Here is a 19,031-nt window from a genome sequence, read left to right as displayed (position 1 = left end):
CTATTCAGCCGATGTGTCCTGCACATTACGCAGGGCCTCGACGATGTCGGCCGCCGAGCGGTCGAAGGGGTACTCGGCGAGCATGATGCGCTCGAACGCCTCGTTGACCGCGCGTTGCGCGCGGGCGATGAGATCGGCCGGGTAGTCCTGCGCGACCTGGTTCCACTCGAACTCGTCCTCGCCGGTGAGGCGGACGGCGCCGTCCTCGACCTCGACGCCGAGGTCGAGCGCGATGAACTCGATCAGCTCGGCCGAGATGCGCACGGGCTTCACCGCCTGGGCGAACACCTCGAGGCCGCCGACGTCGCCGGTGTAGAAGCGCACGCACCAGTCGGCGTTCCAGGGCACGAACAGCGCGGAATCCGGATCGATCGTGAACCACGCCCCGCGCGAGTCCGCGCTGCGCGCCTGGCACGTGAGCGTCTCGAGGGAGGTGTTGTCGTACTCCTCGAAGCGGACGATCACGGCGTGCCCCCGGCTGTCGGCGCGTCGACCGCGCCCCCGAAGCGCCGGCTGCGGCGCGCAAAGATCTCGACGGCCTCCCAGAGGTCGGTGCGCGAGAAGTCGGGCCAGAGCGTGTCGAGGAACACCATCTCGGCATACGCGGACTGCCACAGCAGGAAGTTGGAGGTGCGCTGCTCGCCGCTCGACCGCACGAACAGGTCAACGTCGGGCAGATCAGGCAGGTACAGCCGGCGCTGGATCAGCTTCTCGTTCACCGCGCTGGGGCGCAGCCGCCCGGCCGCGACGTCGTCGGCGATGCCCCGCATCGCATCGGCGAGCTCGGTGCGGCCTCCGTAGTTCACACACATCGTGAGCGTCAGGGTGTCGTTCGCCTTGGTCAGCTCTTCCGCGTATTGCAATTCCTTGATGACGGATGCCCAGAGCCGGGGCTTCCTGCCCGCCCAGCGCACCCGCACGCCCCACTCGTTGAGCTGGTCGCGGCGGCGGTGCAGCACGTCGCGGTTGAAGCCCATCAGGAAGCGCACCTCGTCGGGCGAGCGCACCCAGTTCTCGGTCGAGAACGCGTAGACGCTCAGGTGCTTGACGCCGATCTGCAGGGCCCCCGCGACGACGTCGAGCAGGGCGGCCTCGCCGGCGCGATGCCCCTCGACGCGCGGCAGCCCCTGCCGGTTCGCCCAGCGGCCGTTCCCGTCCATCACGATCGCGACGTGATCGGGCACCGCCGCCTTCGGCAGGGTCGGCGGGTAGATGCCGGTCCAGTCGACGGGACGGTAGGCGACGGCGTCCTTGTGGGTGAAGGGCTTGGGAGTCACAGCGCGGGCGGGACCTCTCGAGAGACGTGGTTCAGCGAGCGCAGGCCGCGCTCGAGATGCCATTGCAGGTAGGCGGCGACGATACCGCTCGCGCGTGAGCGCGTGGAGTCATCGGATGCCTCGGCCGCGCTCCAGTCGCCGGAGAGCAGCGCTCCCAGCAGCCCGAGGGTGGCCGCGTCGACGTGAGCGGTGCCGGGCGGGGCGCAGTCGTCGCAGACGACGCCGCCGAGCTGGGGCACGATGCGGTCGTGCGGTCCGGGCTTGCCGCAGCGCGAGCACGTGCCGAACGACGGCGCCCAGCCGGCGATCGACAGGCTGCGCAGCAGGTAGGAGTCGAGGGTGAGACCCGGTGTGTGCTCGCGGCGGCTGAGGGAGCGCAGCGCCCCGACGAGCAGCAGGTACTGCTGCAGCGAGCCCTCGGCCTCGGTGAGCCGGTCGGCGGTCTCGACCATGGCGTTCGCCGCGGTATAGCTGGCGTAGTCGCCCGCGATCTCGGCGCCGTACGCGCCGAGCGTCTCGGCCTGCTGGATCACGTCGAGGCTGCGCCCCTCGTAGAGCTGCAGGTCGGCGACCATGAACGGCTCGAGCCGTGCCCCGAACTTCGAGCCCGTGCGCCGCACGCCCTTGGCGACGGCGCGGATCTTCCCGTGCCGCCGCGAGAGCAGCGTGACGATGCGGTCGGCCTCGCCCAGCTTGTGGGTCCTCAGGACGACGGCCTCGTCACGGTAAACAGGCACGATCGATTATCTCAGCGTGCGTGCCGTTCGACTGGCAGGATGGTCAGCCGTGGGCGGCGCGACTTTCAGCATTCCGGCATGGGCCGAGTTCGCCGCGGTGGCCGTCGGCAGCATCCAGGGAGCGGCCTATGCGAGCGGCTTCCGCGAGCGGCGCATCGACCTGTTCGGCGTCGCGTTCATCGGTGTGGCGACGGGGCTCGGCGGCGGCATCCTGCGCGACGTCTCGCTCGGCACGGCGCTCGTCGCGCTCTCGAGCAACTGGTACATCCCGGTCGCGATCGCGGCAGCGCTCATCGGCATGCTGCTCGCCCGCGTGTTCTCGAGCATCGACCCCGTCATCACCGTGCTCGATGCGCTGACCCTTGGCCTGTTTGGCGCGATCGGCACGACCAAGGCGCTCGCCTTCGGCCTGCCAGAGGTGCCCGCCGCGTTCGTCGGACTGATCGCCGCGGTGGGCGGCGGCATGCTGCGCGACATCCTGCTCAACATGCCGATCACGGTCATGCACGTCGGCTCGCTCTACGCCGTCGCGGCCGGCGCGGGCACGCTCACGCTCGTGCTGCTGCACGACGCGAACGTGTCGGTGTTCCTCTCGGCCGCGATCTGCGCCGCGGTGGTCTTCGCGGTGCGGCTGCTCGCCGTGGCGTTCGGCTGGAGCCTTCCCGAGCAGCGCAGCCTCGAGCTCTCGCGGGCACGCGTCGGCTTCGGGCTGCTGCGCCGCCGCGAGACCGCACCGCGCGAGTACGTGGCCACTCCGACCGGCACGATCCCGGTCTACAAGGTCGTGTCGCGTGGCGACGGCAAGGAGAGAACGGATGACTGACCCGACGCCCCTCGACGCGAACCGCGCCAACTGGGACGAGCGCGTCGCCGGGCACCTCGTCGCCTACGACACCGACGGGTTCGTGGCGGATTCCGCGCGCATCTCCTCCGTCGTGCGCGACGACCTGGCGCTGATGGCGCCCCACCTGCCGAACGGCTCGGTCAATGGCCTGTCGTTGCTGCACCTGCAGTGCCACATCGGCACCGACACACTGAGCTTCACGCGGCTCGGCGCGCAGGTGACGGGGCTCGACTTCTCGGGCGAGGCCGTCGCTGCGGCGCGCACCCTGGCCGAGCGGGCCGGGCTCGAGGCGCGCTTCGTGCAGACCACCGTCGATGCGGCATCCGATCTCATCCACGAGAAGTTCGACGTGGTCTACACGAGCATCGGCGTGCTGTGCTGGCTGCCCGATCTCGCGGCCTGGGCGCGCACCATCCGCGCTCTGCTGAAGCCCGGTGGCCTCTTCTACATCCGCGAGTCGCACCCCATGGTGATGACCCTCGATCCGGATCGCGCCGACGGGGTGCTCGCCGTGACGTACCCCTACTTCCACTCGCCGGAGCCGTCGCGCTTCGACAACGAGTTCAGCTACGCGGGCGATGCGCGCCTCACGAACTCCGCGCAGTACGAGTGGCAGCACCCGCTGTCGGAGATCATCGGCGCCCTGCTCGGGGTGGGCCTCACAATCGAGGCCTTCGGCGAGCAGGACACGCTGCAATGGCCATTCCTTGCCGGGATGGTGCCCGAGGGCGCGAACTGGGTGCTGCCTGAAGGCCGTGAGCGCGTCCCGATGACCTTCTCGATCGTGGCGCGCGGCTGATCGCGCCGCCGAGTACGGAGTATTCGCGCGAATGCGGTCGTCGTGCGAGCAACGACTCTGTACTCGCCGGCGGTGCCACGTTCTGCTCTGAGCAGAACGGCGGGAGCGCCGCCGAATCCGCGGCCTAGCATGTGGCCATGTCAGAACCGACGCCGCACTTCGATCGTCAGCCGCTCTGGCGGCACATGCTCGGCGACCGCTTCCGGGCGCTGCGCCACGGCCGCGGCGAGACGCTGAACGAAACCGCTCGCCGGGCCGGGGTCTCGACGCAGTATCTCTCCGAGATCGAGCGCGGCGCGAAGGAGCCGTCGAGCGAGGTCATCGCCGCCGTCGCCGACGCGCTCGATGTCACACTGCTCGATCTCACGGTCGCGGTGGCCGAGGGGCTGCGCGCGACACAGAGTGCGCCGGTGCACGCGCCGCGCGGCCCGTCGATGTTCGCCCTGGCCGCCTGAGCCGGCATCCGTCACCGCTGCTCAATGACGTGGTCGAGCAGTCCGTAGGCCCGCGCGGCCTCGGCCGTGAAGATGCGGTCGTGGTCGGTGTCGGCGCGCAGGGTCTCGACGCTCTGACCGGTGTGCCGGGCGAGGATCCCCTCGAGATCGGCGCGAATGCGCACCACCTCGTCGGCCTGCAGGATGAGGTCGGGAATCGCCCCGCGACCCTGCGCGGCCGGCTGGTGCAGGATCACCCGGGTGTGCGGCAGCGCCGCACGCTTCCCCTCCGCCCCTGCGGCGAGCAGCACCGCGCCCACTGCGACGGCCTGCCCGACGCACGTCGTCGCCACCTGCGGCCGGATATACCGCATGGTGTCGTAGATCGCGAGCATCGCGCTCGGGTCGCCGCCCTCGCAGTTGATGTAGAGCTGGATGTCGCTCTCGGGGTTGTCCGCCTCGAGGTGCAGGAACTGCGCGATCAGGGTGTTGGCGACGCCGGCGTCGATGGCGGTGCCGAGGTAGACGATGCGCTCCGTCAGGAGGTGCGAGTAGACGTCCATGATCCGCTCGCCGCGCGCGTCGCGGGCGATCACGTTGGGGATCGTGTAGCTGCTCATGCGTGGAACCCTGCCCGGTCGCGGCCCCGCGGGCGCACCTCATCGAAGGCCGAGACGATCTCGTCGATGAATCCGTAAGTCCTCGCCTGCTCGGCCGTGTACCAGCGGTCGTGCAGCGAGTCCTCGAACACCCGCTCGATCGGCTGGCCCGTGTCGGCGGCGATCAACCCCAGCACGGTGTCGCGCAGGCGACGCAGGTCATCGGCCTGCAGTTCGACGTCGACCGCCGTGCCGCCGATGCCAGCCGAGCCCTGGTGCATGAGCACGCGCGAGTGCGGCAGCGCGCGGCGTTTGCCCGGTGCGCCCGCCGAGAGCAGGAACTGGCCGGCGCTGGCCGCCATGCCGAGCACGAGTGTCGACACATCGCAGGGCACCAGCCGCATCACGTCGCGGATCGCCAGCATGGCAGGCACCGATCCGCCAGGCGAGTGGATCCACAGTGCGATGTCGGCGGCAGGGTCCTCTGCCGCGAGGGCGAGCAGCTCGGTTGTGAGCAGTGTGCCGTTGTCGTCATCGAGCACGCCGTCGAGCACGAGCACGCGCTGCTCGAACAGCTCGCGTCGGGCGCGCTCGGTGAACACCGGGGTCTTGGGGGCTTCGTCTGTCATGACCCCACTGTCACCCGCAGGGCGATCGGCCCTCGGCGTTTTCTGCCGAGGGCCGATCTGCCGAGAGCAGAAGGCTGAAAGCTAGGCGCCGACCAGCTCGGTCTCGGGCGCGTCAGCCGCCTGCTGCGCGCGGATCGCCCGGTTCACGGCCGACACGATGGCCTTGAGCGACGCGATCGACGTGTTCGCGTCGATCCCGACGCCCCACAGGCGCGTGCCGTTCACGTCGAGGTCGACGTACGAGGCCGCCTTCGCGTCGCCGCTCGCGCTCATCGTGTGCTCGACGTAGTCATAGAGGGAGACGCGGATGCCGCGCTGCTCCAGCACCTTGATGAAGGCGTCGATCGGGCCGTTGCCCTCGCCGCTCGCGATGTCGACGCCGTCGCCGTCCCGCAGGCGCGCGGTGAAGAAGCACTCCCCCGTCGCCTCACTGTCGATCTTCGTGCCGAGCAGCTCGAAGCGGCCCCACTTGTCGTCGGCGTCGGCGGCGGGCAGGTACTCGTCCTGGAAGACCGCCCAGAGCTCGTCGCTCGAGACCTCCCCGCCCTCGGCGTCCGTCTTCGCCTGCACGACGCCCGAGAACTCGATCTGCAGCATGCGCGGCAGGTCGAGTGCGTGGTCGGTCTTCAGCAGGTACGCGACGCCGCCCTTGCCGGACTGCGAGTTGACGCGGATGACGGCCTCGTAGCTGCGGCCGAGATCCCGCGGGTCGACGGGCAGGTACGGCACGGCCCATTCGATCTCGTCGACCGAGACACCGGCGGCCGCGGCATCCGCCGCCATCTTCTCGAAGCCCTTCTTGATCGCATCCTGGTGAGAGCCCGAGAACGCCGTGAAGACCAGGTCGCCGCCCCACGGCACGCGCTCGCCGACGGGCAGCTGGTTGCAGAACTCCACCGTGCGCTTGATGTCATCGATGTCGCTGAAGTCGATCTGCGGGTCGATGCCCTGCGTGAACAGGTTGACGCCGAGCGTCACCAGGTCGACGTTGCCGGTGCGCTCGCCGTTGCCGAAGAGGCACCCCTCGATGCGGTCTCCGCCGGCCAGGTAACCCAGCTCGGCGGCGGCGACCGCGGTGCCGCGGTCGTTGTGCGGGTGCAGCGAGAGGATGACGTTCTCGCGGTGGTTCAGGTGGCGGGACATCCACTCGATCGAGTCCGCGTACACGTTCGGGGTCGCCATCTCGACCGTGGCGGGCAGGTTGATGATGACCTTGCGCTCGGGCGTCGGCTCGAAGACCTCGAGCACCTCGTTGCAGATGCGCGCGGCGACCTCGAGCTCGGTGCCCGTGTACGACTCGGGCGAGTACTCGTAGAACACCTGCGTCTCGGGAATGGTCTTCTCGTACTCTCGGCACAGCCGCGCGCCGTGCAGCGCGATGTCGATGACGCCCTGCACGTCGGTGCGGAACACCACATCGCGCTGCAGGATGCTGGTCGAGTTGTACAGGTGCACGATGGCCTGCTTCGCGCCGGCGATGGCCTCGTAAGTGCGCTTGATCAGGTGGTCACGGCTCTGCGTCAGCACCTGGATCGTCACGTCGTCCGGAATGGCGCCCTCGTCGATGAGGCTGCGCACGAAGTCGAAGTCGGTCTGGCTCGCAGAGGGGAACCCGACCTCGATCTCCTTGTAGCCGAGCCTCACCAGCAGATCGAACATGATGCGCTTGCGCTCGGGGCTCATCGGGTCGATCAGGGCCTGGTTGCCGTCTCGCAGATCGACCGCGCACCAGCGCGGCGCCTCGGTGATGCGCTTGGTCGGCCACGTGCGGTCGGGCAGCTCGACGGTGATCTGCTCGTGGAAGGGGCGATACCGGTGGATCGGCATCGAGCTCGGCTTCTGGTTGTTCTTCATCGCTCTGACTCTCTTGCTCTCTGACGTTCAGGGAAGAAGCCGACAGAAAACTCCGCGACGAGTCTGGCCTCAGATGGAGGACTCGGCGCGGCAGCTAAGGAGGAGCTGGCCGAACATTGGGATCAGAGTAACACCCGAGTCTGACTCAGCGCCTCATCGATCAGCAGCTCGAGCAGTTCGGAGTATGGGATGCCCGCGGCGGCGAACATCTGCGGCACCTGCGACACCGCGGTGAAACCCGGCACCGTGTTCACCTCGTTGAGCACCCAGCCTCGGGCGGTGAGAAAGAAGTCGAGGCGCGCGACGCCGCGGCAGCCGAGGGCGCGGTAGAGCGCCAGGGCACCCTGCTCGAGGCGGCGCAGCTCGAGCGGGGTGAGCCGCGCGGGCACCTCGAACACGACCTCGGAGTCGTGCCGCTCGCCGTATTTCGCGTCGTAGTCGAAGAAGCCCTCCGAGCGGATCTCGAGCGGCGGGCTGATGCGCGGTTCCCCACGCGACTCGAACACGGCGATGTCGATCTCACGGCCGACGACGAGCTCTTCGACGAGCACCCGCGCGTCCCAGGCGAAGGCCGCGTCGAGCGCGGCAGGCAGATCGGATGCCGCGCGCACGGCCGTCACGCCGCGACTCGACCCCGCGGTCACCGGCTTGACGACGACGGGACCGCACCAGGCGTAGGCGTCGCGGGTCGCGGGGGTGAGCAGGGCGCCTGCCGCGGTGTGCAGGCCCACGGATTCCGCGACGAGCTTGGTGGCGTGCTTGTCGATCGCGAGCGCGCCGGCGCCGATTCCGCTGCCCACATGCGGCACGCCGACGAGCTCGCACAGCGCCGCCAGGGTGCCGTCCTCCCCCGGCGCACCGTGCACCAGCGGAAGGGCGATCTCGCACCGGGCGAGCTCGGCGACGGCCTCGGCGAAGCTGACGCGCCGCGAGTCCAGAAGCCAGCCGCCGTCACGCTCGATGGTGAATGCCACCGACTCATAGCGGTCGCGGTCGAGCGCGGCACGCGCCGCCGCGGCCGAGGCGAGCGACACTTCGTGTTCGCCGTTCGCGCCGCCGCCGATGATCGCGACGCGGGTGCGGCCGCTCAACGGGCGACCGCCAGGGGCGCGGATGCCGCGACCGGCATCCGTTCGACACGCGGTCCGACCCCCGTGACGATCTCGTTCGGGATGGTGCCGCACCACGCGGCCCACTCCGCCACGGTCGGCTCGCCGCGGTCACCCGGACCGAACACCGTCACGTACTCCCCCGGCAGCGCTGGTGCGCCGTCGAGGTCGACGACGAACTGGTCCATCGAGACCCGCCCGACGATCGGGCGGCGCCGGCCGGAGACGAGCACCGCGGCATCCGTCGTCGCCGTGCGCGGCACGCCATCGGCGTACCCCGCCGCCACCAGGGCGAGCCGCGTCGCGCGCGGTGCGAGCCAGCTGTGGCCGTATCCCACGGGCGTTCCCGCTGCCACATCGCGCACGTCGACGATCTGCGCCTCGAGGGCGAGGGCGCCGCGCAGCCGGTGAGTTCCGGTCGGGTCGATGCCCACGAGCCCCGCCCCGACGCGGCACATGCTGTGCCGCGCGCCGGGCTGGGTCAGGGTGGCCGAGGTCGCTGCGAGGTGCCGCAGCGGCACGAACAGCCCCGCGGCCCGCGCGAGCCGCAAAGCATGCGCGAAACGGGTGCGCTCGCGGCGGTTCGCCGGGTCGGCGGGGTCGTCCGCCGAGCTCAGGTGCCCCATGACGCCCACGACGTCGAGCTCGCCGCGGGCGGACGCCGCGGCGGCGACGGCGAGCAGCTGCGGCCACAGCTCGGGCGGGCAGCCCTCGCGGGCGAGACCGCAGTCGACCTGCAGGTGCACACGGGCAGGTCGGCCCAGCCCCCGCGCCGCGCGCCGGACGGCGTCGAGGTGCGCGACGCCGGGCGCCGCAAGGTCGATGTCGTGCGCGATCGCGGCGCTGAAGTCCGCGTCGATCGGGTTCAGCCAGCTGAGGATCGGGGCGTCGATGCCCGCCACGCGCAGGGCCAGCGCCTCGGCGACGCTCGTCACGCCGAGGCGCGTCGCCCCGGCCTCGAGCGCCGTGCGGGCGACCAGCCCGGCGCCCGCGCCGTAACCCTGCGCCTTGACGACCGCCATCAGCTCGCCTGCGGTGAGGCTCGCGAAGAGGCGCGTGTTGGCCGCGATCGCGTCGGCGTCGACGAGCAGCCGCGCGCCGGTCACGCCGCCACTCCCTCTTCGACCGCGCCGTAGAGCGCGTGCGGAGCGGCGGTCACGAGAGCCCAGTACCGGTCGCCGTACGACCAGTGCCACCACTCGGTCGGGTAGTTGACGAGCCCCGCGCCGCCGAGCGCCCGGGCGAGCAGCTCACGGTTGGCCCGGGCCCGGGCCGAGATGCCGGGGGCGTCGAAGTAGCAGGCGCCGCCGCTCGCCTCCGGGGTGGCGTCGATCTCGGTGCCCAGGTCGAGCTCGGCGCCGTAGTCGTCGACGAGGGTCACGTCGACGGCCGCCCCCGCGACATGCGGGGCGACCGAGATGGGCGAGACGAAGCGGCTCACCAGCCGGGCGAGCTCGCGCCGGTCGAGGCCGGGATGCGCACGGCGCACCTCGTCGGAGTACCGCGCGATGATGCCGAGCTGCGCTTCCACGCTGCGGTGCCCTTCCGCGATCTTGAACGAGACCCCCTCCGGCAGGCTGAGCGCGGCGGTGACGAGGCGCGCGCCGAGTCCGCGGCGCACGTGCACGGTCTCTCCGGTGAGGCCGGTCGCGTTCCCGATGACGGCGGGGAACGGGATCAGGGGCTCGGAGTCGTCGAGGACCGGGACGAGCGCGACGCGCGGGTCGGAGAGCAGCAACATGATCCCGACGCTACGGATGCCCGGGCCGGCTGCGCGTCGTCCGAAAGTCTGCTTCGGGTCATCCCAGAGGATGACGCTGCTCAGTCCTCCGTCGGCAGCAGGTGCTCATAGGCGAACACGACGAGCTGCACCCGATCGCGCAGGCCGAGCTTCGCGAGCACACGGCTGATGTGGGTCTTCACGGTCGCCTCGGAGAGGAATTCGGCAGCGGCGATCTCCCCGTTCGACAGCCCGCGGGCCGCGAGCCGGAAGATCTCCCGCTCGCGCTGGGTCAGCTCGCCCCAGCTGGGCGGCGCGGGCCGCCGCTCGACTCCGCGGTCGACGTGGGCGAACAACTCGCGGGTCGCGGCGGCGGCGATCACCGAATTGCCCTGGTGCACCGTGCGGATCGCGGCGAGCAGGAACTCGGCGTCTGCGTCCTTCAGCACGAATCCGCTCGCGCCGATTCGGATCGCCCGGGCGGCGTTCTCGTCGAGGTCGAAGGTCGTGAGCATGATGATGCGCGGCGGTTGGTAGCCGCCCGCGGCAGCGTCGGCGAGGATGTCGCGCGTCGCCTGGATGCCGTCGACGCGCGGCATCCGTACGTCCATCAGAACCACGTCGGGCCTGCTGCGCGCGGCCAACTCGCGCGCCGCCGCGCCGTCGCCTGCCTCGCCGGCGAACACGAGGTCGTCCTGCGACTCGATGAGCATGCGGACGCCGGCGCGGAACAGCGCCTGGTCGTCGACGAGCGCCACGCGGATCGCGGTCATGTCGTCACCCCGGCCGGCCCGAACGGGATGCCGGCCCGCACGACGAAGTGGCCGACGTCGTCGGCACGCGCTTCGAGCATGCCGCCCGCGAGCTGAGCGCGCTCGCGCATGCCGGGCAGTCCGTGGCCGACGCCTGCCGTGTCCGTCGCGGACCCCACGGCGTTGACCAGCTCGAGATGCAGGGCGTCGGCGGCCCAGAACAGGGTCAGATCGACGGGCTCCCCCCGTGTGCCATGCCGCAGCGCGTTCGTGAGGCCCTCCTGAATGATGCGATATGCGGCGATGTCGTGGCCCGCCCCGAGCGAGCGCCGCTCGCCGGACTCGTGCACGCGCAGCTCGAGGCCCGCGCCCCGCAGTTGGCCGAACAGCGCGTCGAGATCCGCGACACTCGGCTGCGGGGTCGACCCCTCGTCGTGCCGCAGCTCGGCGAGCAGCATCCGGACGTCTCCGAGCGCATCGCGCGCGACGCTCGAGATCGTCTCGAGCGCTCCGACGGCGACCTCGGGACGGGCGGATGCCGCGAATCGCGCTCCGTCCGCCTGCGCGATGACCACGGCGAGAGAGTGTGCGACCACATCGTGCATGTCGCGTGCGATGCGGTTGCGCTCCTGCTCGACGACGACGCGGTACTCGGCAAGGTCGGCGTCGTGCCGCGCTTCTTCCTCTCTCTCACGCGCCGCCCGTCCGGCGCGGGTCGAGCGGATCAGCAGACCGGAGACCCAAGACAGCACCAGCAGTGCGAGCGACCCGATGAACAGCAGGGAGAAGTCGCGCAGCTGGCCGGGGAACAGCAGCGGATAGTAGGAGACGCCGCCGAACCAGCTCTGGACGACCAGCAGGTAAGCCGTGGCGACGGTCGCCCCCGCGACCGCGGAGGCGAGGCCGAACCAGCGGAGCACTCGACCGCCGTATGCGGCGGTGGCGAACAGCACCGCGCAGATGCCGAGGTTGTGGATCGATGGGTCGAGTCGGAGTCCCAGCTGCGCGATCGCCGAGATCCACGCCAACGCGAGAGCGACCGCCGGCGACAGGCGCCGCAGTGCCACCGCCGCCGTGATGAGCAGGAGCGGAACGAACTGCAACCGCTCCGACCCGAGCCCGCGCAGGTTCACCAGCATGATGAATCCGCACACGAGCGCGAACAGCGCAGCCGCGGCGACGTCGAAGCCGAACTGCCGGCCCGTGATCGTGCGCATGCACCAACGGTAGTTGGGCGTGTTGCGACGGCCACGCAGCCACAGGCGGAATCATCCGCGAGATGTAGGAGGCTGCTGCCACGGCGCACGCGCGCTGATCAAAAACCCAGCCGTCCGAGCTGCTTCGGGTCGCTCTGCCAATCCTTCGCGACCTTCACGTGGATCGACAGGAACACCTTGCGGCCGAGCAGCCCCTCGATCTGCGCACGCGCATCGGCGCCGATCTGCTTGAGGCGCGCGCCGCCCCGGCCGATCACGATCGCCTTCTGGCTGTCGCGCTCGACGAAGAGGTTGGCGTAGATCTCGACCAGGTCCTTGTCCTCGCGCTCGACCATGTCGTCGATCGTGACGGCGAGCGAGTGCGGCAGCTCCTCGCGGGCCTCCTCGAGCACCGCCTCGCGCACGAACTCGGCGATGCGGTCGATCGTCGCCTCGTCGGTGAGCTGATCGTCGGGGTAGAGCTTCGGTGACTCCGGCAGCAGCTTCACGAGCTCGTCGACGAGCTCGTCCAGCTGGCGGCCCTTCGCCGCGGAGATCGGGATGATGGCGTCCCAGTCGCGCAGGGCGCTCACGGCGAGCAACTGCTCGGCGACGGCGGTCTTGCCCGTGGCATCCGTCTTGGTCACGATCGCGACCTTCTTCGCACGCGGCGCTCCCTCGATGCGCTCGACGATGAAGCGGTCGCCCGGGCCGATCTTCTCGTCGGCCGGAAAGCACATGCCGATCACATCGACCGACGCGAGCGTCTCCTCCACGACGGCGTTGAGCCGCTCGCCCAGCAGGGTGCGGGGGCGGTGCACGCCCGGGGTGTCGACGATGACGAGCTGCGCGTCTGGCCGGTTCACGATGCCCCGGATCGCGCGGCGCGTGGTCTGCGGCTTCGACGAGGTGATCGCCACCTTCTCGCCGACGAGCGCGTTGGTGAGCGTCGACTTGCCGACATTGGGGCGGCCCACGAAGCTGACGAACCCGGCTTTGAAACCGGCGGCGGATGACTCACTCATTGCTCTCCATGGTGGCACGCCGCACGAGCACGGTCGCGAGGCGGCCGCGCCGCCCCTCGGTGCGCTCGGCCGTGAGTTCGAGGCCTGCGACGACCGCGGAATCGCCGGGCTCAGGCAGGCGGCCGAGCGCCTTCGTGAGCAGGCCGCCGACCGAGTCGACGTCGTCGTCGTCGAGCTCGAGGTCGAACAGCTCGCCGAGCTCGTCGGTCGACAGGCGCGCGCTGACGCGGAACCCGCTGTCATCCGAGCCGAGCGGCTCGATCAGCGGCGCGCCTTTGTCGTACTCGTCCGTGATCTCGCCGACGAGCTCCTCGATCAGGTCTTCCATGGTGACGAGGCCGGCGATGCCGCCGTACTCGTCGACGACGAGCGCCAGGTGGTTCTTCTCGAGCTGCATCTGCCGCAGCAGCGCGTCGGCCGGCTTGGACTCCGGCACGAAGACGGCAGGCCGCTGCAGGGATGCCGCAGCCGAGGCATCCGCCCCGCTCGGTCGCTCGTACACGAGGCGCGCGACATCGCGCAGGTACAGCACGCCGGTGACGTCGTCGGGACCCTCGCCGATCACCGGCACGCGCGAGACGCCTCGGCCGAGGAACACGCTCATCGCCGCCGCGACGGTGGCATCGGCATCCACTGTCACCATGTCGGTGCGGGGCACCATCACCTCGCGCACGAGCCGGTCGCCGAACTCGAAGACGGAGTGGATCAGCTCGGCGTCCTGCTCCTCGAGCACGTCGTGCGACGCGGCGTCGTCGATGAGGGTGAGCAGCTGCTCCTCACTGCCGACCGTCGAGCGGGCCCGCATGGGCGTGACCCGGTCGCCGAACGCGACCAGCAAGCCGGCGACGGGGCCGAGCACGGTGCGCACGGCGACGAGCAGGGGGCGGGCGAAGCGCAGCAGCCCCTCGGGGTGGGCGCGGCCGACGCTGCGGGGGCTCGTGCCGACGAGCACGAAGCTCGCGCCGGTCATGATGAGCGCGCTCAGGATGAGGGCGAGCCACCAGTGGTCGAGCACGATGACGAAGCCGAGTGTGACGAGCACGGCGGCCGTCGTCTCGGCGACGATGCGCAGGAAGCTGACGGCGTTCTGGTCGCGGAACTCGCCGCCGGTGGCGGACAGCGCGGACTCGAGGGCGGCGAGGAAGCCACCGAGCGCGACGAGCAGCAACGCGCCGATGAAGAGCAGGGCGGCGAACAAGCTCGCCTACCGGCGCCGTTCCTGCAGCGCGAAGCCGACGAGGATGTCGCGCTGGATGCTGAACATCTCGCGCTCCTCCGCGGGCTCGGCGTGGTCGAAGCCGAGCAGGTGCAGGATGCCGTGGGCGGTGAGCAGCTGGAGCTCCTCCTGCGTCCCATGCCCGGCCTTCTCGGCCTGCAGCTGCGCCACCTGCGGGCAGAGCACGACGTCGCCGAGCAGGCCGGCGGGGCTCGGCTGGTCCTCGGTTCCTGGGCGCAGCTCGTCCATCGGGAAGCTGAGCACGTCGGTCGGGCCGGGCTCGTCCATCCACTGCACGTGCAGCTGCTCCATGGCGGCCTCATCGACGAGCAGGATCGCGAGCTCGGCCTCTGGGCTCACGTGCATCGCGTCGAGCGCATAGACGGCGAGACGCTGCAGGGCGGCCTCGTCGACCTCCATTGCGGACTCGTTGTTGACTTCGATCGTCACGAGCTAGGTCCTCGGCCTTCTGGGTCGGAGGTTCGGGTCGGCGGCGCGGCGCTCCGCGCGGTTCGCGAAATCACGTGCCTGCTCGCGCTCGAAGTGCTGCGCCTGCTGCCGCTGGTCGTACTCGGTGTAGGCGTCGACGATGCGGCCCACCAGGCTGTGGCGCACGACGTCGTCGCTCGTCAGGTACGAGAACTCGATGTCGTCGATGTCCTTCAGCACGCGCGTGACGAGACGGAGACCGGATGCCCCTGCGGGCAGGTCGATCTGCGTGACATCGCCCGTGATCACCATGTGCGAGCCGAAGCCGAGCCGGGTGAGGAACATCTTCATCTGCTCGGGCGTGGTGTTCTGCGCCTCGTCGAGCACAACGAAGGACGAGTTCAGGGTGCGGCCGCGCATATAGGCGAGCGGCGCGACCTCGATGGTGCCCGCGGCGAGCAGCTTGGGCACGAGCTCAGGGTCCATCATCTCGTTGAGCGCGTCATACAGCGGCCGCAGATACGGGTCGATCTTGTCGGTCAGGGTGCCGGGCAGGTAGCCGAGCCGCTCCCCCGCCTCGATAGCCGGCCTCGACAGGATGATCCGCTCGACCTCCCGGCGCTGCAGCGCCTGCACGGCCTTCGCCATGGCGAGGTAGGTCTTGCCGGTGCCGGCGGGCCCGATGCCGAACACGATCGTGTTCTGATCGATCGCGTGCACATAGTCGGCCTGGCCGGGCGTCATCGGCCGGATCGTCTTCCCGCGCACCTGCAGGATCGCCTCGCCGAGCACGGCGGAGGGGCTGAGGCCCGCGTCGACCATCTGGCGGCCGCGGCTCACCTCGGCGGGGTGCAGGTCGTGGCCGTTGCGCACGAGCGCGATGAGCTCCTCGACCAGGGTGCGGGCGCTCGCGACCTGCTCCGGGTCGCCGACGAGGGTGAGCTCGTTGCCGCGCACGTGCACCTGCACCGCCGGGTACTGCTTCTCGAGCGTCGTCAGCAGCCTGTCCTGCGGGCCGAGCAGCCGCACCATGGCGACGCCGTCGATCTCGAGGTGCGCCTCCGACGGCTGCGGGGCTGGGGTGTCAGACAAGGGATCCTTCCGTGAGGCCGCCGGCGAGGACGTGCGCGTGCACGTGGAAGACGGTCTGGCCCGCGCCGGGGCCGGTGTTGAAGATGAGGCGGTAGTCGCCGTCGGCGTGCTCGTCGGCGAGCCGCTGCGCGGTCTCGACCACCTCGGCGAGCAGTTCAGGGTCACCGGCGGCGAGTTCGCCGACGTTCGCGTACTCCTCGGTCTTCGGCACGACGAGCAGGTGCACGGGCGCCTGGGGCGCGATGTCCTTGAACGCGATCACGCGCTCGGAGTCGTAGACGACGTCTGCGGGGATCTCGCCCGCGATGATGCGCGAGAAGACGGAGGGGGCGCGGTCGCTCATGCTTCCAGTCTAGGGATCAGAGGTCACCAGCGGCCGAGCGCCGCGTTGAGCACCGCGAGGGCGGCGGGGCCGGCGGTAGAGGTGCGCAGCACGGTGTCCCCGAGCCGCACGAGCTCGGCCCCCGCTGCCTCGAGCACCTCGAGCTCAGCCGGCGCGACACCGCCCTCAGGCCCCACCACGAGCAGCAGATCGCGCCCATCAGGGGTGAGGGAGGTGATCGGATGCCGAGCGCCGGGCTCCAGCACGAGAACGCGGTGGCGCGCGCCGAGCCCCGCGAGCTCCTTCGTCGTGGCGAGCGGCGCGACAGCAGGCAGCCACGGCCGCATCGACTGCTTCGCCGCCTCGCGCACGATCGTCGCCCAGCGCTCCCGGCCCTTGTCGAGCTTCGGGCCGGCCCAGCGCGAGACCGAGCGCTCGGCCTGCCACGGGATCACCCCGTCGACGCCCAACTCGGTGGCCGCCTGGATCGCGAGCTCGTCACGGTCGCCCTTCGCGAGCGCCTGCGCAAGCAGGATGCGCGGGCTCGCGGCATCCGTCTGCTCCACCTGCAGGGCCCGCACCGAGACCGACGCCGGCGTCACCTGCTCGACCACGCCGTCGACGACGAGGCCCCGGCCGTTGCCGACGAGCAGCCGCTCGCCGACGCGCGTGCGCGCGACCGTCGCGATGTGCTTCGCCTCGGCGCCCGCCACGGTGACGGTGCCGCCGGCTCTCGCGTCGGCGAGCTCCTCGAGCAGGTAGAAATTCGCCACGGGCTCGCTACAGGTTGAGGAACCGGTCGCGGATCTTGGCGAACAGCCCCTGCTGGAACTGCGAGAGCCGCGGCTTGTCGCCCTTGTACTGCTGCGCGAAGCGCTCGATCAGCTCGCGCTCGCTGCGCCCGAGCTTGGTGGGCGTGACCACCTGGACGCCGATGCGCAGATCGCCGCGGCCGTTGCCGCGCAGGTGCGTGATGCCGCGGTTCTTGACGGTGATGATCTCGGCGCTCTGCGTTCCCGGACGCAGCTCGATGTCGACATCGCCGTCGAGGGCGTGGAACGAGGTTGTCGTTCCGAGGATCGCGTCGGGCATGGACACCTCGAGCGTCGCCAGCAGGTCGTCGCCGTCGCGGCTGAAGACGTCGTCGTGCTTGACCTTGATCTCGAGGTACAGGTCGCCGTTGGCGCCGCCGGCCGGGCCGACCTCGCCGTGGCCGGGCAGCTGCAGACGCAGGCCGGTGTCGACCCCGGCGGGGATGTCGACGGGGATCGTCTTGCGCGCGCGCACGCGGCCCTGGCCCTGGCAGGTCACGCAGGGCGTCGCGATGATCGTGCCGTAGCCGCGGCAGGTGCCGCAGGGGCTTGAGGTCATCACATTGCCGAGCAGAGACCGCACCGAGCGCTGGATCGAGCCGGTGCCGTTGCAGATGTCGCACGTCACGGGGTGGGTGCCCGGCTCACAGCACGAGCCCTGGCAGCGGTCGCAGACGACCGCGGTGTCGACCTCGAGGTCGCGGTGTGCGCCGAAGATCACGTCGGCGAGGTCGATCTCGACGCGCAACAGCGCGTCCTGGCCGCGCTCGCGCCGCGACTTGGGGCCGCGGCTGCCGCCCCCGCCGCCGAAGAAGGTCGAGAAGATGTCCTCGAAGCCGCCGAAGCCCTGCGCGCCGCCGCCGAACGGCCCGGCTTGGGGGCCGAGGTCGTACTGCTGGCGCTGCTGGGGGTCGGAGAGCACGTCGTAGGCGTGGGTCACGAGCTTGAAACGCTCCGCGGCCTCTGGACTCGGGTTCACATCGGGGTGCAGCTCGCGCGCGAGCCGGCGGTACGCCTTCTTGATCTCGTCGGGGCTGGCGTCGCGATCGACGCCCAGGACTTCATAGTGGTCTGCTGCCACAGGTGGCGGCTCCTTAGTTCGGGGTTCAGGCCTGATCGCCGAGCGCGCGGCTCAGATAGCGGGCGACGGCGCGCACCGCGGCCATGTTGGTGGAGTAGTCCATGCGCGTCGGGCCGAGCACGCCGAGGCGCGCGACCGCGCCGCCCGCCGCGCCGTAGCCCGTGGTCAGCACCGAGGTCTCGGCGAGCCCGAAGGGCTCGTTCTCGCGCCCGATCGACACGCTCACGTCGCGGTTGCCGACGACGCCGTGCTGCTCGGCGGCCATCTCGCTGAAGAGCTTGAGCAGCTCGACCTGCTCTTCGATGGCCTCCATGATCGGGAAGATGCTGCCGGTGAAATCGTGCTCGGTGCGCACCAGGTTCGCGGTGCCCGCCATGATGAGGCGCTCCTGCTTGGTCGCGCCGATGATGCCCGCCACCGAGCCCAACAGCTCGCCGACGAGCGGGCGGGCGCTCTCGGGGAAGGCGTCGACGATCGTGGGAAGCGTCGTCGCGGCATCCGCCATCGGCATGCCGACCAGCGTGCCGTTCGCCGCGTCGCGCAGGGCGCGCAGAGCCGCTTCGTCGTAGTCGACGCCGAGCTCGACGACGCGCTGCTCGACCACGCCCGTGTCGGCGATGAGCACCGTCAGCACGCGGCGCGGCGCGAGCGCCACGAATTCGAGGTGCTGGATGCGCGCGCGGGAGACGGACGGGTACTGGATCAGCGCGACCTGGTGCGTCAGCTGCGCCAGCGCGCGCACCGTGCGCGAGAGCACGTCGTCGATGTCGACGGATGCCCCGAGGAAGATCTCGATCGCGTGCCGCTGCGCCGAGCTGAGCGGCCTGACGTCGGCGAGCTGGTCGACGAAGACGCGGTAGCCCTTGTCGGTCGGCACCCGGCCGGAAGACGTGTGCGGCGCCGCGATCAGCTCCTCGTCCTCGAGGAGCGCCATGTCGTTGCGGATCGTCGCGGCCGAGACGCCGAAGTGGTGCTTGTCGACGATGCTCTTCGAGCCGACCGGCTCACGGGTCGACACATAGTCCTGCACGATCGCGCGGAGCACGGCGAGCCCCCGCTCAGAAACCATCGACGACGCCTCCCTCACACGACTAGCACTCAGGA

General features: G+C 70.6%; 22 protein-coding genes. 3 read left to right on the top strand and 19 right to left on the bottom strand.

What is annotated here, in order from left to right; all coding sequences use genetic code 11:
* Genes ABD708_RS05920 through recO form a run of 3 tightly spaced genes read right to left on the bottom strand, consistent with a single transcriptional unit; the run spans position 1 to position 2,014 of the window.
* Entirely contained in the window at positions 1 to 465 is a 465-nt protein-coding gene (locus ABD708_RS05920) for a DUF402 domain-containing protein (RefSeq protein WP_344752371.1), read from the bottom strand.
* Entirely contained in the window at positions 462 to 1,277 is an 816-nt protein-coding gene (locus ABD708_RS05915) for an isoprenyl transferase (protein WP_344752370.1), read from the bottom strand. The genes ABD708_RS05920 and ABD708_RS05915 overlap by 4 nt, the downstream gene beginning before the upstream one ends.
* Positions 1,274 to 2,014 carry a DNA repair protein RecO gene (recO, locus tag ABD708_RS05910; protein ID WP_344752369.1) on the bottom strand — a complete coding sequence of 247 codons (741 nt, stop codon included), beginning with the start codon at positions 2,012 to 2,014 and terminating at the stop codon, positions 1,274 to 1,276. The genes ABD708_RS05915 and recO overlap by 4 nt, the downstream gene beginning before the upstream one ends.
* 49 nt (positions 2,015 to 2,063) lie before the next feature.
* Here recO and ABD708_RS05905 point away from each other — a divergent pair, with 49 nt between their 5' ends.
* The 3 genes from ABD708_RS05905 (at position 2,064) to ABD708_RS05895 (ending at position 4,112) form a co-directional block, all read left to right on the top strand.
* Positions 2,064 to 2,837: a trimeric intracellular cation channel family protein gene (locus ABD708_RS05905; protein ID WP_344752368.1), complete on the top strand. Its 774-nt coding sequence runs from the start codon at positions 2,064 to 2,066 to the stop codon at positions 2,835 to 2,837.
* Positions 2,830 to 3,657 (top strand): class I SAM-dependent methyltransferase, encoded by an 828-nt coding sequence (locus ABD708_RS05900; RefSeq protein ID WP_344752367.1) that lies wholly within the window; start codon positions 2,830 to 2,832, stop codon positions 3,655 to 3,657. Before ABD708_RS05905 ends, ABD708_RS05900 begins: the two co-directional genes overlap by 8 nt.
* 137 nt (positions 3,658 to 3,794) lie before the next feature.
* Complete coding sequence (locus ABD708_RS05895) at positions 3,795 to 4,112, top strand: helix-turn-helix domain-containing protein (protein WP_344752366.1); 318 nt, start codon at positions 3,795 to 3,797, stop codon at positions 4,110 to 4,112.
* Between the two features lie 11 nt (positions 4,113 to 4,123).
* Here the strand turns inward: ABD708_RS05895 and ABD708_RS05890 are convergent, their stop codons facing one another.
* The 16 genes from ABD708_RS05890 to hrcA all read right to left on the bottom strand — a co-directional run bounded on the left by ABD708_RS05890 (position 4,124) and on the right by hrcA (position 18,996).
* Positions 4,124 to 4,711, bottom strand: a complete 588-nt coding sequence (locus ABD708_RS05890; protein WP_344752365.1) for a ClpP family protease — start codon at positions 4,709 to 4,711, stop codon at positions 4,124 to 4,126.
* The gene (locus tag ABD708_RS05885) at positions 4,708 to 5,319 is read right to left on the bottom strand and encodes a ClpP family protease (RefSeq protein ID WP_344752364.1); all 612 of its coding nucleotides are present in this window, start codon (positions 5,317 to 5,319) and stop codon (positions 4,708 to 4,710) included. The genes ABD708_RS05890 and ABD708_RS05885 overlap by 4 nt, the downstream gene beginning before the upstream one ends.
* A gap of 81 nt (positions 5,320 to 5,400) precedes the next feature.
* Positions 5,401 to 7,173: a 2-isopropylmalate synthase gene (leuA, locus tag ABD708_RS05880; RefSeq protein ID WP_344752363.1), complete on the bottom strand. Its 1,773-nt coding sequence runs from the start codon at positions 7,171 to 7,173 to the stop codon at positions 5,401 to 5,403.
* A 122-nt stretch (positions 7,174 to 7,295) separates the two neighbouring features.
* A complete protein-coding gene (locus tag ABD708_RS05875; RefSeq protein ID WP_344752362.1) occupies positions 7,296 to 8,264 on the bottom strand; it encodes a D-alanine--D-alanine ligase family protein in 969 nt (322 codons plus the stop codon).
* Positions 8,261 to 9,388 carry an alanine racemase gene (gene alr / locus ABD708_RS05870; protein ID WP_344752361.1) on the bottom strand — a complete coding sequence of 376 codons (1,128 nt, stop codon included), beginning with the start codon at positions 9,386 to 9,388 and terminating at the stop codon, positions 8,261 to 8,263. The genes ABD708_RS05875 and alr overlap by 4 nt, the downstream gene beginning before the upstream one ends.
* Positions 9,385 to 10,023 carry a M15 family metallopeptidase gene (locus ABD708_RS05865; protein WP_344752360.1) on the bottom strand — a complete coding sequence of 213 codons (639 nt, stop codon included), beginning with the start codon at positions 10,021 to 10,023 and terminating at the stop codon, positions 9,385 to 9,387. Before ABD708_RS05865 ends, alr begins: the two co-directional genes overlap by 4 nt.
* Before the next feature lie 80 nt (positions 10,024 to 10,103).
* The gene (locus tag ABD708_RS05860) at positions 10,104 to 10,775 is read right to left on the bottom strand and encodes a response regulator (protein ID WP_344752359.1); all 672 of its coding nucleotides are present in this window, start codon (positions 10,773 to 10,775) and stop codon (positions 10,104 to 10,106) included.
* Entirely contained in the window at positions 10,772 to 11,971 is a 1,200-nt protein-coding gene (locus ABD708_RS05855; RefSeq protein ID WP_344752358.1) for a sensor histidine kinase, read from the bottom strand. Before ABD708_RS05855 ends, ABD708_RS05860 begins: the two co-directional genes overlap by 4 nt.
* Positions 11,972 to 12,069: 98 nt before the next feature.
* Positions 12,070 to 12,975 (bottom strand): GTPase Era, encoded by a 906-nt coding sequence (era, locus tag ABD708_RS05850; RefSeq protein ID WP_344752357.1) that lies wholly within the window; start codon positions 12,973 to 12,975, stop codon positions 12,070 to 12,072.
* Positions 12,968 to 14,173, bottom strand: coding sequence for a hemolysin family protein (locus ABD708_RS05845; protein WP_344752356.1), 1,206 nt, complete (start codon positions 14,171 to 14,173; stop codon positions 12,968 to 12,970). Before ABD708_RS05845 ends, era begins: the two co-directional genes overlap by 8 nt.
* 6 nt (positions 14,174 to 14,179) lie before the next feature.
* Positions 14,180 to 14,641, bottom strand: a complete 462-nt coding sequence (ybeY, locus tag ABD708_RS05840; RefSeq protein WP_344752355.1) for an rRNA maturation RNase YbeY — start codon at positions 14,639 to 14,641, stop codon at positions 14,180 to 14,182.
* 3 nt (positions 14,642 to 14,644) lie between these two features.
* On the bottom strand, positions 14,645 to 15,652 hold the full coding sequence (locus ABD708_RS05835; protein WP_344753355.1) for a PhoH family protein: 1,008 nt from the start codon (positions 15,650 to 15,652) through the stop codon (positions 14,645 to 14,647).
* 52 nt (positions 15,653 to 15,704) lie between these two features.
* Positions 15,705 to 16,055 carry a histidine triad nucleotide-binding protein gene (locus ABD708_RS05830; protein ID WP_344752354.1) on the bottom strand — a complete coding sequence of 117 codons (351 nt, stop codon included), beginning with the start codon at positions 16,053 to 16,055 and terminating at the stop codon, positions 15,705 to 15,707.
* Between the two features lie 23 nt (positions 16,056 to 16,078).
* Complete coding sequence (locus ABD708_RS05825) at positions 16,079 to 16,807, bottom strand: 16S rRNA (uracil(1498)-N(3))-methyltransferase (protein ID WP_344752353.1); 729 nt, start codon at positions 16,805 to 16,807, stop codon at positions 16,079 to 16,081.
* 7 nt (positions 16,808 to 16,814) lie between these two features.
* Positions 16,815 to 17,927, bottom strand: a complete 1,113-nt coding sequence (gene dnaJ, locus ABD708_RS05820; protein WP_344752352.1) for a molecular chaperone DnaJ — start codon at positions 17,925 to 17,927, stop codon at positions 16,815 to 16,817.
* 25 nt (positions 17,928 to 17,952) lie between these two features.
* On the bottom strand, positions 17,953 to 18,996 hold the full coding sequence (gene hrcA, locus ABD708_RS05815) for a heat-inducible transcriptional repressor HrcA (protein WP_344752351.1): 1,044 nt from the start codon (positions 18,994 to 18,996) through the stop codon (positions 17,953 to 17,955).
* Positions 18,997 to 19,031: the final 35 nt, after the last annotated feature.

The organism is Gryllotalpicola koreensis, from assembly GCF_039538185.1.
Taxonomy (GTDB): domain Bacteria; phylum Actinomycetota; class Actinomycetes; order Actinomycetales; family Microbacteriaceae; genus Gryllotalpicola; species Gryllotalpicola koreensis.
This window is presented reverse-complemented; position numbering and strand designations above follow the sequence as displayed.